The sequence below is a fragment of the Paenibacillus tarimensis genome (assembly GCF_021532315.1).
In the GTDB taxonomy this organism is placed as follows: Bacteria; Bacillota; Bacilli; order Paenibacillales; family Paenibacillaceae; genus Paenibacillus_I; species Paenibacillus_I tarimensis.
Map to the genome: position 1 here is coordinate 1 of NZ_JAKGAO010000029.1, position 15,088 is coordinate 15,088.

Sequence of the window (15,088 nt, forward strand, 5' to 3'; positions counted from 1 at the left end):
ACAGGGCAGTTCGCTCGTTGTTCAGTTTTCAAAGAACAATTACTATGAAAAACACAGCGTTTAAACTGTATTCTCTGTCGCCTCTTCATTTCAGCAGCGACTTTTATAATATATCACAGACGCTTCACTCTTTGCAAGAGGTTAATTCAACCTTTTTTCTGGGCCTATTATCAATTAAGCGTTATATCCCCCGCTGCAAAGCGTCGGATAAATAATTTAACATATGGCGCAGGCCACCGTCAAGACCTGCGGGCCTTCATTTTAATGGAACACACTCAAGCAACTCCTGGTCACAAATAAGCACGAATATTGAGCGCATACCGAGAGAGCTCCTTTGGTGAAGCCATTCGGGCATACATTCGAAAAACAATTTTATACCGTTTAGCAATAGCGTTCTTAATATCACCATCAAGCCGGGCATCATGCAGATCAAGCAGCATTTCGTCAAGTTCCTTGCGCAGTACATACTCCAGTTCCTTGCATTCTTTGTCCGTAAATAGTATTCCGAGCATACCTGTACGTTGCCCCCTTGCGATTGTTGTCCCTTCTTCCCGCTTCCTCTTTTCGAGCCAGCCCGTTTTCAAAAGCATGCCAGACCACTCTGACGGTGCAGCATCCTTTGTCCGCTGTAAAAAAAAGCAGCGTTCATGCTTCGTGCATGACGCCGCTTTACTGTTATGCTCAGTTTTCCGGGAATTTATTACATGGATAACAACCAAGGTGTAACTGTCGTCTCAATAACAGCAGCTGCGAGCAGCGTAATAACTAGCAGAAGCATAACGGCAACCGTGCGTGTAGCGAAAAATTCATACTCTGCTCCAATTGTTTTACGTGATCCAAAGAACAAAGACTTCAGTCCCCTGAACCCTAATGCACCAAACTTTAGTCCATATGCACAGGCGATTAGAATGGCTGGTATCTCCAGAATGCCGTGTGGTAGTATCCCCTTTACGAAAAGCAATGCTGCATTTACACCCTGTTCATTCATGGAAGTGTATAGATACCCCAGCACCATGCCGTTGACCAGCAGAAAGAATAGCGGAATAATGCCGAAAGCCGCCCCCAGGTACATGACGAATATAGACTTAATCGTGTTGTTAAAAAAAATAAACAAAAACATGCTAAGCATCGGATTGCTGGACTGATCGATCTGATCGGCTATATCAGAAATCCCCTGAAGCTGGCTGTTCAAATATTGATGCAGTGCTGTATTGGTCCCGCCTACGATCATACCCGCAAAAAACAAAATGGCGGACATGGCTATATAGGTCCTCATCGCGACCAGATGCTGCACCATAGCTTTCCATGACAGCATATTGGCACCCCCTCCTTCAAAACTATATGTCTGGTATTCTAACTTGTTGTACCGCCCGTCAGCTCTATCCGATACGAAATTACCGCGCATAAGTTCCGCATCTACGCATACATTTTAGAAGAACAAGCCCCGCATGTCCTTGTGGCGGATAGCATTTTCAAACCGAGAGGAGAGCCAGACGAATGAATTTTTTTGTAGTATGGAACGGACGCCGGTTGAAACGTTATTTTCTCCTTGCAGTTGCCATCATGTTCTCCGCCGGCGTCGTATATGCCGAGAAGGATAATATAACGGTCTTCGCACCACCGACGCCTGCAGCCATTTACAGTGTTCAGACCGAGAAGAAAGTTGTGGCCCTTACCTTCGATATCAGCTGGGGAGACAAGAGAGCTCTGCCGATCCTTGATATCCTGAAGGAGAAAGGGGTACATAAATCCACCTTCTTTCTCTCGGCACCTTGGGCCCAGTCTCACCCCGAGATTGTCAGCAAAATAGCGGAGTCCGGCTATGAAATTGGCAGTCATGGCCACAAGCATGACAACTACAGCAAGTTCAGCGACCAGGAGATCCGGACCCAAATTCAGACTGCACACTCCATTTTGTCCACCGTCGTCGGCAAGGCTCCTAATTTAATTCGGATGCCAAACGGGGATTTTGACAAACGGGTGCTTCAGATCGCTGACCAGCTCGGGTACAAGGTCATCCAATGGGACACCGATTCTCTGGACTGGATGAATATTGGCACGGACAAAATTGTCAATCGTGTGGTCACAAAAGCGCATCCCGGTGATATCATTCTGATGCACGCCAGTGATTCAGCCAAACAGACGCCAGAAGCTCTCCCGCTGATTATTGACCAGCTTCAGGCAAAAGGATACACGTTCGTCTCCGTGTCAGAGCTAATTGCTCATACCGAGCTGTCCGGTCATAGTGTACAGGATAAGCAAACAATACAGACACCTTCTCAAGATCCTCTACAGGAGCATATCCCTCAAGAATACAAATTGTAATTCCCGAAGGCATTAGGCGACCGGTTTCGTATTTATTGCGGAATCGGCCGCTGCCGGTTTCAGGATGCGGTGCAGCATCAGGATTTGATAAGCATTGCATACAAACAGCGGGACCAGCATGAAGATAACAGCCGATGCATTGGTCTCCTCCGCACTCAGGCTTGGCCATGTCTCAATAAGCGTCCCGACATACATTAAGAACAATGTAGGCACGAGAGCACTCGCATTTGTTTGATTCACCTTCACCTTGGCCACGATCCAGGAACATACCGCCAGCAGCAGCGGCAGCAGCCAAAACATCATATTGCCAAACACCTCTCGGTTATCATAAAGCACGTAACCAAAGAAGGCCACCGCAAACAATGTGGTATAGGCTTGAAGCGCGTTCCACAAATATTTTCGGCGGAATATACTCAATGCAATATAATTCAAGGTCAAATAAGCAAAAAAGCCCATCTGGCTGAAAGCGCCAATCATAGTTCCCACCAGAAGCATCATGCCCGCATTAAAACCCACCGCATCAATCCCCATAATATGAAACGATTGATCAGTCCACAGCATAATGGATCCCGTCAAAGCGGTTGCTCCCGCTCCAACCGCCATACAGCTCCAAAATAAAAAAAACCATTTCCGTATGTTCACCTGCTTGAATCCTCCTCTTGTCTACATCCTCTTTATTTTACCATGTTCGGTTCAAAAAGCTATCGTCCCCCTTCATAAACCACTGTGAGTACGGTCATAATAACCCACAGACAAGCTCTCATGCATTATTGGAAGCTGGAACAGACAAAGTGGCAATGATCAAGCTTTCAGGAAAGGGGTTGTGTACCTATGAGAAAACGCTCGGCAAGATCGGCTGCTGCTGCGCTCTTATTCGCCTGCTCCCTGCTGCTTTTGGCTGGCTGCGGCTCAGAGCCTTCCGGCGGGGGCGGCGGCGGTGAAGCCATGTCTTATAAAGACATGAAAACCATGGTGGTCGATATTCTGAAGACTGAGGATGCACAGAAGGCACTGGAAGAAGGAGCTACAAAAGGGACATTGGGCCAAGGAACAGGACTGCAAGCACAAATGCTGACGACACAGGGCCAGGAGCAGGTCCGTCTTGCTGTCAAGGATGTTCTGGTCTCCCCCGATTATTACAAGGTTATTGAAAAACTGATGACGGATGAGCGGTTCGCCGGTGAGTTCGCGAAGGCTGTTAATACACAAAATAAACAGGTTCATAAAGACCTGATGAAGGACCCTGGTTACCAGCAGGATCTGGTTTCGGTATTTAAAACACCCGAGATGGACCAGGTTATACTTGATGTCATGCAAACTCCGCAGTACCGGAAGCATATTCAAACGATCATGCAGGAAACGATGCAAAGTCCCCTTGTTCGTATTGAACTGCTTGATCTCATGAAGAAAGCCGTACAGGAAGAGCTTAAGCCCAAGCCATTTGAACCGCTGCAGAAAGAAGGAGAGCAAGGCGGCGGTGGCAGTGGCGGAGAAAGTGAAGGCGGTGGCTCAGGCGGTGGAGAAGGTGGCGGCGGCTCAAGTTAGAACTATACGAGGGTTGCAAAAGCAAACCCGCCGGCATGGTGCCGGCGGGTTTCTGCGGTTTGCCTGCGGTGCATAACTATCTCTGTTATGAACTGGCTACACGCAGCATGTTAGTCTATGTGTTTTGTCTATCTGGTGCTGAATGATCCTCACATTTGGCTATGACCTGCTCCGCGATGGAGGCGTACAGCTGTCCCGTCTCTGTATCCTCCTTATAAACGGAAGGTGAAAAATCCGGTTCTGCGGGATGGTTGTCCGGCGCTCCAAGAGGCAGCTGAGCCAGCAAATCGGCATGAAGCGATTCCGCGAGCCTGGCACCTCCGCCCCTGCCAAACACATAATCCTTGCTGCCGCATGCGGAGCAGGAGTAGTAAGACATATTCTCAACAATGCCCAGGATTTCATGCTCGGTCCGGAGCGCCATTGAGCCCGCACGTGCCGCAACGAATGCCGCTGTTGCATGCGGGGTCGTCACGATGATTTCCTTGCTCTGAGGGATCATCTGGTGCACGTCCAAGGCAACATCGCCAGTGCCCGGGGGCAGATCCAGCAGCACATAATCCAGCTCGCCCCACTCAATCTCTTCAAAGAAGTTGCGAAGCATCTTCCCAAGCATTGGCCCGCGCCACACGATGGGGCTGTTATCTTCTACAAAAAAGCCCATCGACATGACCTTAACACCGAATCTCTCAATCGGGATCACCCGCTCATTAACAACCTCAGGGCGTCCCTCGATTCCCATCATATCAGGCACACTAAAGCCATAGATATCCGCGTCGATCAGCCCGACGCGTTTGCCTTTACGGGCCAGGGCCACCGCCAGATTAACGGTGACCGTGGACTTGCCGACGCCGCCCTTGCCGCTGGCGACGGCAATGAAGTGCACACCGCTGGCTTCGCTCAGCAGCGGTGTTTGTTCGAGCCCGGCGCCGTGACCGCGTACGGCGCCCGCTCCTGCAGCAGCCGCAGCTTGGCCGGCTGCTGCAGTGCCGGCGCCTGGGCTGCTGCCAGGCGCCTGTCCAGGCGCGCCGGCTGCTGCGGCGCGCCCTCCTGCAGGCCGAAACCGCAGGTGTACGGTTTCGGCCCCTGCCCGCGCAAGCGCAGCGCGCAGGGTTTCCTCCAGCGCGGCGTCCGGCTCCCCGCTGTCAGTCAGGACCGTCATTGAGACCTGACGCTCCTTCACTACAACATCACGCACGGACGGTGTCCCAGCGCCGGTTCCTTGACCTGTATCAATAACGGGACTGATTGCCTCCAAGACTTGCTCTCGTGTCAACATATGCCATCACTCACCCTCGTTGTCGCCTGAGTCATACCGGTTTATCCGTCTCTGTTTACACTTTAGTCAACCGGGCTGCCAACAGCTTAATATGTCTCAATTATAGCATAAGTACGGTCCGAACCAAGTTTTGGAACGTCCTTGCTGAATCTTATTCTAGCTCTTTACGCCATTAACTGCCACCGGGCGCTGTTTTCTCCTTCTCCCCCGCGGCATAACGCAGAATGCCCTGATAAATAGAAGCTGCGACCTTTCGTTGATATTCGGCATCAGCAAGCAGCCGTGCCTCTCCCGGATTGGACAGAAAGCCTACCTCAACCAGTGCCGCCGGTACATCTTCAACAGCCTTCAGAAGATAGACATCATTTTTCTTGCTTGGCACCCGGTTCGTGTTTTCGAGATTACGCACAATCTCCTCCTGGATCAGTGTAGCGAGTGAGCTATTATCCGGGTGGTTCGGGTAATAAAAGGTCTGCGCTCCAGACCATTTGTCCGATGGAATGCTGTTCATATGGATACTTACTACCATATCCGGCTTTTCCTCCTGAATCAGCTCAACCCGGCGGATCAGATCCTCGGTCTTTCTTCTGCTGTACCCTTTCGTGCCCGGATCAGCCAGGTCGCGGTCATCCTCACGAATCATGGTGACTAAGGCCCCGGCTTGCTGCAGGTAATCCCTTAGATGAAGCGCAATCGCCAAATTCAAATCCTTCTCAATAATTCCTTGCTTACTGCTTGCTCCGCCATCCACTCCCCCATGACCAGCATCCAGTACGATTGTTTTACCGGAGAGCGGCAGCGTCCAGTATGTCCACGTCCTTGAGGTAGGTGTCTCCTGAGAGAGCAGCAGCAGAATCAGCAGAACGGTTCCGAGGCCGAGCCCGATACGTGCTGCCCCTCTGTAGCTTATCCATACAATGAAACGTTTTTTGATGCGGCGCATAAGAAAAACCACCCCGATCCCCAGTTTGCATGAATGTCTATGCTAATCATTAGCCGGACATCCTATACAACTATATGGGACAGGGTGGTTATTTATGAACGTTTATGTGTATGTGCGTTACGGTTTTACAACCTGATCCGACATACCTTCAATTAGAATCTGTGCCACTTCCGGACGCGAGAATTCCGGCGGCGGGCAGATACCATCACGCAGAAGTGCGCGGACCTTCGTACCTGACAATGTCAGGTGATCAGCCTTGTCATGCGGGCAAGTTTTACTGGAAGCCATGTTGCCGCATTTTTTGCAGAAGAAGCTGTGTTCAAAATAGAGCGGCATTATACCCAATTCCTCTGCCGTAAATGTACGAAGAAGGTCTTGAGCCTCATACGTACCGTAATAATCGCCTACTCCAGCGTGGTCACGGCCAACAATGAAGTGTGTACAGCCATAGTTCTTTCGCACAAGTGCATGGAAAATTGCTTCCCTTGGACCTGCATATCGCATAGCAGCCGGGAAAACACCCAGGAACACGCGATCCTTCGGATAGTAGTTCTCAAGAAGGGCCAGATAGCTCTTCATCCGAACATTAGCCGGTACATCGTCAGACTTGGTCTCACCCACGAGTGGGTTCAAAAACAGTGCATCCACGATTTCCATAGCGGATTTCTGAATATATTCATGAGCCCGGTGAACAGGATTCCGTGTCTGGAAGCCGACGACTGTACGCCATCCCTTCTCCTCAAACAATCTCCGTGTTTCAGCCGGATCAAAGTAAAACTCTTCGAACTTCTCTGGCTTTGGACGGTTCAGCACTGTAATCGCTCCGCCTACATAGGTCGACGGACGACCCATCAGCTTCGCAACACCAGGATGCTCAAGATCATCCGTCTTGAAAACCTGTACGGCTTCGTGCTTCTGGTCTGCCTTGTAGATGCTCTCAATGTCGATAAGGCCATAAATCACACCGTCAGTCTCGCCAACAAGCGCAGCACGCTCACCTACGGACAGCTCAGCAGCCTTCTCATCTGTAACGGCCAAGGTAATCGGAATACTCCACACCGTGCCATCAGCAAGACGCATCGTATCTACGACCGAGCGATAATCTGCTTCATTCAAATATCCTTTAAGTGGTGAAAAAGCGCCCACACCGATCAGATCCAGATCTGAAATAGTCCAAGTATTGACCGGCACAGCCTTTAAACCTGCCGCTTCGGCAAGCAATGCTTCGCGTTCACCGCCGGCAGCGATCCGGTTAACCAGCTCACCGCCATGTGGTTGAATCCCCATGTAGCCAAACCTCCCAAAAATGTTGACTTAATCTGCAATAATGAATTATTTATGCAAACCGCATTCAGTCTTCTCGTTGCCAGCCCAGCGCCCTGCACGAGGGTCTTCACCCGGCATTACTTGACGTGTGCAATACTCACAGCCAATGCTCGGATAGTTATTGTCATGAAGCGGGTTGTAAATGACATTATTAGAACGGATATAATTCCAGACATCATCAGATGTCCAGCTTGCTATCGGGTTGAATTTCACGAGGCCAAACTTCGTATCATATTCAATCTTCTTCGCATTAGCACGGGTAGGTGCCTGATCACGGCGAATGCCAGTAATCCAGGCCTCGTATTTCGATAATATCTGTGTAAGAGGCGTTACTTTTCGGATGTTGCAGCATGCGTTAGGATCCGACTTCCACAGTTCCGGACCATGCTGTGCTGCCTGTTCCTCCGGCGTGATTTCCGGTTTAACTTCAACAAACTTCATATTGTAATGCTGCTCCAGCCGGTCACGTGTTTCGTAGGTTTCCGCAAAGTGGAAGTCAGTGTTCAAGTAGAAGATATCCGTCTTAGGGCTAATCTTCTGAAGCATGTCTACAAGAACCACATCCTCGGCACCGAAGCTGCAGGCGAAAGTAATATTCGGAAATGTCTCAACAGCATACTTCAATATATCTTCCGGTGATGCGCTCTCGAGCTCAACCTCTTTCTGTTTAATGAGCGCTTCTTTTTCGAACAGGTTCATATCCAGACCTCCAATAATTAATTCCTAGTAAAGTGATATGCATTAACAATAGTATACGTCTTTCCACTGCATAACTCAATGCCTATATTACATCGTATGCCCATAATAAGGCGTTTGACTGCCTATTCTAATGGTTTAAACAGTATCTCTCTGCTCCCTGCTGATACAGGCTATCTCTGCCTCAATCTCATAACATCAACTGCGCTGTTATAGTCTAAGGCATATAAAAAGCCCCTGGCCGGATGGCCAAGGGCTGATTCCATAAAAGGAATATTAACGTTTCGAGAACTGAGGTGCACGACGAGCCGCTTTAAGACCGTACTTCTTACGTTCCTTCATCCGCGGGTCACGAGTCAGGAAGCCTGCACGCTTCAGAGCCGGACGGAACTCAGGGTCAGCCTTGAGCAATGCACGGGAAATACCGTGACGGATTGCACCAGCTTGACCAGTTGTACCGCCACCGTTAGCAATAACGAGAACGTCGTATTTCGACAATGTCTCAGTCAGTGCAAGCGGCTGCTTAACGATCAGCTTCAGTGTTTCGTGTCCAAAATATTCGTTCAAATCGCGCTTATTAACAATGATTCGTCCTTCACCCGGTACAAGGCGCACACGCGCTACCGAATGTTTACGACGACCTGTTCCATAGTATTGCACTTGAGCCATGAAACTGTCCTCCCTTTATTAACCCTGAAGTTCGTAAACTTGTGGATTTTGTGCTTGGTGCGGATGCTCCGAACCTGCGTAAACTTTCAGCTTCAGCTTCATTTTCTCGCCCAGACGGTTCTTCGGCAGCATGCCGTGTACCGCAGACTCTACCACGCGCGTAGGATGCTTCTTCAGCATATCAGCTGCGGAAGTAACCTTCAGACCGCCCGGGTACAGGGAGTGACGATAGTACATTTTGTTCTGGAGCTTCTTGCCTGTCAGAACAATTTTCTCAGCGTTGATGATAACTACAAAATCACCAGTATCAACGTGAGGAGTGAATTGCGGTTTGTGTTTGCCGCGGATAAGAGCTGCAGCTTCACTTGCCAGACGGCCGAGTGTTTTGCCTTCAGCATCGATTACGAACCAGTTGCGTTCTACTTCATTCGGCTTGGCCATATACGTGGTACGCATGGATGATCCTCCTTCATTCAATTGCACATTTCGCTTGTATGGAAACGTAATTGGGTATCAAAAATCATATATTCGATCACAAATGCGGTTGCCCGCACGTCTATGTCATGAGTGAAATCAGTGGATTGCACAGCATTTCAAGACGATTCAAGGATACTAATCTTTTTGCAAAGTTTGCACCAACTTAGGCGGGGCTGTGGGAGAGCCACTAAGAAGGCACAAGTTATATTCTACTATAAACAACCGTGTACTGCAAGCAATATTATAACTTACAAGTCGTTTGCCGGATCAATTTGCAGACATTGCGAGAATGGCTCCGGATACCCCACTTCCCACAACGTTAGTCCTTGTGCTCCAGCCTTAGGACCTGCCTGGGAACGGTCCATCGCTTTAATCACCTGTGACATTCGCTCCGGCTTCCATTTGCCTTCTCCTACCCACATTAACGTCCCCATGATGATACGTACCATGTTATACAAGAAACCGTTGCCTGTTACGAAGGTGTGGATGTCATCTCCGTCCTGCTCAATACGAACTTCATGAATGGTTCTCACATGGCTGCGTTTAGTCGAACCGGCTGAGGTAAAGGAAGAAAAATCATGCTCACCCAGCAGATGAACGATAGCCTCCCGCATAGCATCCACATCCAGCGGGTTATAATGATGAAACCGATACCTGTTCGTGAAAACGTTCGGATACTTCCCTGTCGTAATAGAATAACGGTAAGTCTTGCGGACAGCATGTATACGGGCGTGAAAACCAGCTGGCATCTCGTGAGCGCTGCGAACAATGATATCATTCGGAAGCCAACCGTTAAGAGCCATAGCAAACCGCTTCATCGGAATAGGAGATCCCGTGATAAAGCTGAACACTTGGCCATACGCATGCACACCCGCATCCGTCCGCCCTGAACCGTCTATCTTAATTGCCTCTCCTGTCAGCCGCTGCAGAGCCAGCTGGATTTCGTCCTGTACGGTCTGTCCTTGTGGTTGGCTTTGAAATCCGCTGTATGCCGTTCCGTCATAGCTGACGATCATGGCGACGGTTCGCATAATGGTACCTCCTGCAGCTTGTGTGTAATGTGGTTATGAGCTGACGAGGATCAGAAAAAAAGGTGGTCCCATTGCGGAACCGCTGCGCAGCACCGGTTCCTCTTGGTCCACCCTTTCTCTTCCCGTCTAATTACGCACGATCCACCAGTTCCAAATACACCATAGGTGCCGAGTCGCCACGACGTGGGCCCAGCTTCAGGATCCGTGTGTATCCGCCCGCACGTTCCGAGTAACGGGTGGCCAGCTCAGAGAACAGCTTTTGAATCGCATCTTGTTGTCCATCGATCGATTCACGACGAACGAATGCTGCTACCTGACGACGAGCATGAAGGTCACCCTTCTTTGCTTTCGTGATCAGTTTTTCTGCGATAGAACGAACTTCTTTCGCTTTAGCTTCTGTCGTCTCGATGCGCTCATACAGGAAAAGGTCAGTAACCAGGTCACGGAATAATGCTTTCCGCGCGCTGGAGTCACGTCCCAACTTTTGGTATGCCATCTTGTTTCCCTCCCTTTAAGAAAGATTTGCCGAGCAAACCGACTTCTCAGCGAAGCTTAGGATCTGCTGTACAAATCTGCTATGCCTAACGCTAAGATGTCTTAGTCTTCCATGCGGAGGCCCAAACCGAGCTCTTCAAGCTTCTCTTGTACTTCCTCCAAAGATTTGCGACCCAGGTTACGCACCTTCATCATATCTTCTTCGGTTTTCGTAATTAGCTCTTGTACGGTGTTGATGCCTGCGCGCTTCAGACAGTTATAGGAACGAACCGAGAGATCCAGTTCCTCAATTGTCATTTCAAGCACTTTTTCTTTCTTGTCTTCTTCTTTCTCAACCATAATTTCCGCATCTTTCGCTTCATCAGTCAGACCAACAAAGAGATCCAGATGCTCGGTCAAGATTTTGGCGCCAAGGCTTACAGCCTCTTCCGGCCGGATGCTGCCGTCGGTCCAGACCTCAAGGGTCAGCTTGTCATAGTTGGTGACTTGACCGACGCGCGTATTTTCTACGCTGTAGTTGACACGCGTAATTGGTGTATAGATCGAGTCGACTGGCAGAACACCAATCGGTTGATCTTCGCGTTTATTGCGGTCTGCCTGAACATAACCGCGTCCGCGATTAGCGAATACCCGAAGGTGAAGACGGGCACCCGATGCCAATGTTGCGATATGAAGATCAGGGTTGAGAATCTCGACATCGCTGTCTGCACGAATGTCGCCGGCCGTTACCGCACCGTCGCCTTCCGCATCAATCTCCAACACCTTCTCCTCGTCGGAATGTATCTTCAGCGAGAGGCTCTTCAGGTTCAGGATGATCTCGGTAACATCCTCGAGAACACCAGGGACCGTCGAGAACTCGTGAAGCACTCCGTCGATCTGTACCGATGTAACAGCCGCTCCTGGAAGCGACGACAACAGAATTCTGCGCAGCGAGTTTCCAAGTGTCGTGCCATATCCGCGTTCAAGCGGCTCTACAACGAAACGTCCGTACGTGCCTTCGTCGCTCAGCTCTACGGTTTCGATTTTCGGCTTTTCGATCTCAATCACTAAAATAACCCTCCTTCAAACGTCGCTCCGTATCCATACTGATCACCGGCCGCCGGGCCGGTTCAGTATCTACACCGCTATTTGGTCAAATCATGTAGTATGCCTAACCTTCACAACCATTATTCACAAGTTGCAGATATTTGATACCACACGCGTTTGAACTATACGCGGCGACGTTTCGGCGGACGGCATCCGTTATGCGGGATTGGCGTGACGTCTTTAATCAGGTTAACTTCAAGGCCAGCGGCTTGAAGCGAACGGATTGCGGCTTCACGACCGGAACCAGGACCTTTAACCATGACTTCAACAGCTTTCATGCCATGCTCCATTGCAGCTTTAGCAGCAGATTCTGCAGCCATCTGTGCAGCAAACGGAGTGCTCTTACGGGATCCTTTGAAGCCCAGGTTGCCTGCGCTTGCCCAAGAGATCGCGTTACCGTGCGGATCGGTGATCGTAACGATCGTGTTGTTAAAAGTCGAACGGATGTGAGCTACGCCAGATTCGATATTTTTACGGTCACGGCGCTTCGTGCGGACCACTTTTTTCGGTTTTGCCATTTTCAGTTATCCCCCCTTATTACTTCTTCTTGTTCGCGACAGTCCGTCTAGGACCTTTACGGGTCCGGGCATTCGTCTTAGTGCGTTGTCCGCGCACAGGCAGACCGCGACGATGACGGATTCCACGATAAGAGCCGATCTCAATCAACCGCTTAATGTTCAGCGAGATTTCACGACGCAGATCGCCTTCCACTTTAACCGACTTATCGATTGTTTCACGCAGACGGCTTACTTCGTCTTCCGTCAGATCACGAACACGAGTGCTCGGATTGATTTCAGTCGAGGCCAGAATTTTCTGGGCCGTTGTGTTACCGATCCCGAAGATGTAAGTCAAGGCAATTACTACGCGCTTGTCACGCGGCAAGTCTACACCAGCTATACGTGCCATTGTAGGTTATCCCTCCTTCTTATCCTTGTTTTTGTTTGTGTTTCGGATTTTCACAAATCACCATAACGTTGCCTTTGCGACGAATGACTTTGCATTTTTCGCAAATCGGCTTAACCGAAGGTCTAACCTTCATTGTGATTACCTCCCGAATAAAACTGCAACCTCTGGCTTCATCAGGAATCAGACGGCCGCAGCTAAAAGTGCAACCGGCAACTTCAACGAATGAATGCCCGGCTGATAGACAATGCTAGTTTGCAGTCATAAGATACTACTTACGATATGTGATACGACCTCTGGACAGGTCATATGGCGACAACTGGATAACCACTTTATCTCCCGTCAGAATACGGATAAAGTGCATTCTGAGCTTACCGGATACGTGGGCCAGAATTTGATGTCCGTTCTCCAGTTCCACCTTGAACATGGCATTGGGCAGCGGTTCAATTACCGTACCTTCAACTTCAATCACATCTTCTTTAGCCACCGTCATTCTCCTTTCCGCTCTATATACTTCTGAATTGCAAAACGCAGCTTGGCGTTCGTCACTCGACCCGTTTCCTGCATACTATTCACAACTTCCGAGCTGATAGCTTCAGTCAGTTCCAAGTGAAGGAGACTCTTCTTCTTCGGATCGTCGAATCTCCGTTTGTCCCCATCCGCGATGAGCACAAACCGGTCATCAACGATACCGATGATTACCGCCAGGCCATCTTGGCCTTTACCGCGCAGCACCTTTACGATCCGCCCGATAGCAACCGCTGATTCCATACCGATAATCCCCTCCTGGAATTGCCCATCCTGCAGCCTAGCAAGGGATATTGCTTAAGTGTATTACGCAATAGCCGAACGGGTCAATATTTCAAAGCCATCAGGCGTCACGGCTACTGTATGCTCAAAATGTGCACACCATGTACCGTCCTGGGTTACAACCGTCCAATTATCCTCCAGCGTTCGTACATAACGCTCGCCTAGAACGACCATCGGTTCGATTGCAAGCACCATACCGGGTTTAAGCCGCGGTCCACGATCCGGCATGCCGTAGTTCGGAATCTGCGGTTCCTCATGCAAACTGGTACCGATTCCGTGCCCTACATATTCACGAACAATGGACATGCCCGCCGATTCAACGACCTGCTGAATCGCATGCGAAACGGTATACAGCCGAACATCCGGCTTAACATGCTGCAACCCCGCATAAAGGGACTTTTCAGTAACCTCGAGCAGCTTACGAACTTCCTCGGATATTTGGCCTACACCATAAGTCCAGGCCGAATCCCCGTGGTAACCCTTATACTGCGCACCGATATCGATACTGATAATGTCGCCTTCATTCAAGACCCGAGATCCAGGAATGCCATGTACCAATTCGTCATTAACAGAAGCACATATACTCGCGGGAAATTGATTGTAGCCTTTGAAGGAAGGTATGGCGTCCTGGCTGCGAATGTAATCTTCAGCAATCTTGTCGAGCTCACTTGTGGTGACCCCAGGCTTGATTGCTTGCGCAAGCAGCCGATGCGTATCGGCTACAATGCGACCTGCTTCCCTCATGAAACTTAGTTCCATCTCGGATTTGCAGATAATCATTCGGCCTGCCCCTTTAAGCAAGATACGATTTCCGAAGTTACCGTATCAATTTCCTTCTCACCATCCACCTCGCGGAGCAGCCCTTTATTCTCATAATAGGCTAGCAGCGGTGCCGTTTTGGAGATGTACTCGTCAAGACGGGTACCAACCTTCTCCTCCGTATCGTCGGAGCGCTGATACAGCTCTCCTTCGCACTTGTCGCACACGCCTTCCTGCTTCGGCGGGTTGAATAACACATGATAAGTCGCTCCACAAGCTTTGCATATACGGCGTCCGGTCAGACGGGCCAGCAGCAAACTGCGGTCGACTTTAAGGTTTACCACATGGTTGATTTGCTTGCCCATATCAGACAGCATGTCATCCAATGCTTCTGCCTGAGCAAGTGTACGCGGGAATCCGTCTAACAGAAACCCTTTGTCGCAATCGCTCTGCTGAAGTCTTTCACGCACGATACCATTGGTTACGTCATCAGGCACCAGTAGTCCCTGATCCACATATTCTTTGGCCTTCTGACCGAGCGGAGTCCCTTGCTTCATTGCAAGTCGGAATGCATCGCCAGTCGAGATGTGCGGGATTTCAAATGTTTCCACGATCCGTTCGGCTTGCGTGCCTTTACCGGCACCCGGAGGCCCCATAAACAGGATATTCATTCGAAGTACCTCGCTTTAAGCAGAATAGGCCCGGTCGGGCTTGGCGTTCCGGCAAGCGGTATCCGTCAGCCCG

21 protein-coding genes are annotated in these 15,088 nt (G+C 49.9%); 2 read left to right on the plus strand and 19 right to left on the minus strand.

All coding sequences use genetic code 11. The annotated features are described in order from the left end of the window. Positions 1-290: 290 nt before the first annotated feature. Together L1N82_RS21000 and L1N82_RS21005 are read right to left on the minus strand one after the other, a co-directional pair. Positions 291-512 carry a hypothetical protein gene (locus L1N82_RS21000; protein WP_111145661.1) on the minus strand — a complete coding sequence of 74 codons (222 nt, stop codon included), beginning with the start codon at positions 510-512 and terminating at the stop codon, positions 291-293. A 188-nt stretch (positions 513-700) separates the two neighbouring features. Next, complete coding sequence (locus tag L1N82_RS21005) at positions 701-1,315, minus strand: stage II sporulation protein M (protein WP_235289423.1); 615 nt, start codon at positions 1,313-1,315, stop codon at positions 701-703. A gap of 182 nt (positions 1,316-1,497) precedes the next feature. Here L1N82_RS21005 and pdaB point away from each other — a divergent pair, with 182 nt between their 5' ends. Beyond that, on the plus strand, positions 1,498-2,325 hold the full coding sequence (pdaB, locus tag L1N82_RS21010; protein WP_235289424.1) for a polysaccharide deacetylase family sporulation protein PdaB: 828 nt from the start codon (positions 1,498-1,500) through the stop codon (positions 2,323-2,325). 12 nt (positions 2,326-2,337) lie between these two features. On the opposite strand, the gene L1N82_RS21015 is transcribed toward pdaB, so the two are convergent. Continuing rightward, the gene (locus L1N82_RS21015) at positions 2,338-2,967 is read right to left on the minus strand and encodes a KinB-signaling pathway activation protein (RefSeq protein WP_235289425.1); all 630 of its coding nucleotides are present in this window, start codon (positions 2,965-2,967) and stop codon (positions 2,338-2,340) included. Positions 2,968-3,156: 189 nt separating this feature from the next. On the opposite strand from L1N82_RS21015, the gene gerD reads away from it, so the two are divergent. Beyond that, positions 3,157-3,870: a spore germination lipoprotein GerD gene (gene gerD / locus L1N82_RS21020; RefSeq protein WP_235289426.1), complete on the plus strand. Its 714-nt coding sequence runs from the start codon at positions 3,157-3,159 to the stop codon at positions 3,868-3,870. Between the two features lie 115 nt (positions 3,871-3,985). Here the strand turns inward: gerD and L1N82_RS21025 are convergent, their stop codons facing one another. From L1N82_RS21025 to L1N82_RS21100, 16 genes are all read right to left on the minus strand, one after another. Continuing rightward, a complete protein-coding gene (locus L1N82_RS21025; protein ID WP_235289427.1) occupies positions 3,986-5,149 on the minus strand; it encodes an Mrp/NBP35 family ATP-binding protein in 1,164 nt (387 codons plus the stop codon). A gap of 172 nt (positions 5,150-5,321) precedes the next feature. Further along, positions 5,322-6,092: an N-acetylmuramoyl-L-alanine amidase CwlD gene (gene cwlD / locus L1N82_RS21030; RefSeq protein WP_235289428.1), complete on the minus strand. Its 771-nt coding sequence runs from the start codon at positions 6,090-6,092 to the stop codon at positions 5,322-5,324. 117 nt (positions 6,093-6,209) lie between these two features. Further along, positions 6,210-7,379, minus strand: coding sequence for a sulfate adenylyltransferase (sat, locus tag L1N82_RS21035; RefSeq protein ID WP_235289429.1), 1,170 nt, complete (start codon positions 7,377-7,379; stop codon positions 6,210-6,212). A gap of 45 nt (positions 7,380-7,424) precedes the next feature. Continuing rightward, entirely contained in the window at positions 7,425-8,117 is a 693-nt protein-coding gene (locus L1N82_RS21040; protein WP_235289430.1) for a phosphoadenylyl-sulfate reductase, read from the minus strand. 273 nt (positions 8,118-8,390) lie between these two features. Next, positions 8,391-8,783 carry a 30S ribosomal protein S9 gene (gene rpsI / locus L1N82_RS21045; protein ID WP_111145653.1) on the minus strand — a complete coding sequence of 131 codons (393 nt, stop codon included), beginning with the start codon at positions 8,781-8,783 and terminating at the stop codon, positions 8,391-8,393. Positions 8,784-8,801: 18 nt separating this feature from the next. Next, positions 8,802-9,239: a 50S ribosomal protein L13 gene (rplM, locus tag L1N82_RS21050; protein ID WP_111145652.1), complete on the minus strand. Its 438-nt coding sequence runs from the start codon at positions 9,237-9,239 to the stop codon at positions 8,802-8,804. Between the two features lie 269 nt (positions 9,240-9,508). Continuing rightward, entirely contained in the window at positions 9,509-10,291 is a 783-nt protein-coding gene (gene truA / locus L1N82_RS21055) for a tRNA pseudouridine(38-40) synthase TruA (protein ID WP_235289431.1), read from the minus strand. 130 nt (positions 10,292-10,421) lie between these two features. Further along, a complete protein-coding gene (rplQ, locus tag L1N82_RS21060; protein ID WP_111145650.1) occupies positions 10,422-10,787 on the minus strand; it encodes a 50S ribosomal protein L17 in 366 nt (121 codons plus the stop codon). Positions 10,788-10,888: 101 nt separating this feature from the next. After that, positions 10,889-11,833 (minus strand): DNA-directed RNA polymerase subunit alpha, encoded by a 945-nt coding sequence (locus tag L1N82_RS21065; RefSeq protein WP_235289432.1) that lies wholly within the window; start codon positions 11,831-11,833, stop codon positions 10,889-10,891. 161 nt (positions 11,834-11,994) lie between these two features. Beyond that, the gene (rpsK, locus tag L1N82_RS21070; RefSeq protein ID WP_111145648.1) at positions 11,995-12,390 is read right to left on the minus strand and encodes a 30S ribosomal protein S11; all 396 of its coding nucleotides are present in this window, start codon (positions 12,388-12,390) and stop codon (positions 11,995-11,997) included. 19 nt (positions 12,391-12,409) lie between these two features. Then, the gene (gene rpsM, locus L1N82_RS21075) at positions 12,410-12,778 is read right to left on the minus strand and encodes a 30S ribosomal protein S13 (RefSeq protein WP_235289433.1); all 369 of its coding nucleotides are present in this window, start codon (positions 12,776-12,778) and stop codon (positions 12,410-12,412) included. A gap of 19 nt (positions 12,779-12,797) precedes the next feature. Further along, a complete protein-coding gene (gene rpmJ, locus L1N82_RS21080) occupies positions 12,798-12,911 on the minus strand; it encodes a 50S ribosomal protein L36 (protein WP_003333770.1) in 114 nt (37 codons plus the stop codon). A 135-nt stretch (positions 12,912-13,046) separates the two neighbouring features. Next, the gene (infA, locus tag L1N82_RS21085) at positions 13,047-13,262 is read right to left on the minus strand and encodes a translation initiation factor IF-1 (protein ID WP_015847200.1); all 216 of its coding nucleotides are present in this window, start codon (positions 13,260-13,262) and stop codon (positions 13,047-13,049) included. Positions 13,263-13,264: 2 nt separating this feature from the next. Continuing rightward, on the minus strand, positions 13,265-13,546 hold the full coding sequence (locus L1N82_RS21090; RefSeq protein ID WP_235289434.1) for a KOW domain-containing RNA-binding protein: 282 nt from the start codon (positions 13,544-13,546) through the stop codon (positions 13,265-13,267). A gap of 63 nt (positions 13,547-13,609) precedes the next feature. After that, positions 13,610-14,365 (minus strand): type I methionyl aminopeptidase, encoded by a 756-nt coding sequence (gene map, locus L1N82_RS21095; protein WP_235289435.1) that lies wholly within the window; start codon positions 14,363-14,365, stop codon positions 13,610-13,612. Further along, a complete protein-coding gene (locus L1N82_RS21100; RefSeq protein ID WP_235289436.1) occupies positions 14,362-15,015 on the minus strand; it encodes an adenylate kinase in 654 nt (217 codons plus the stop codon). The genes map and L1N82_RS21100 overlap by 4 nt, the downstream gene beginning before the upstream one ends. Between the last annotated feature and the right edge of the window lie 73 nt (positions 15,016-15,088).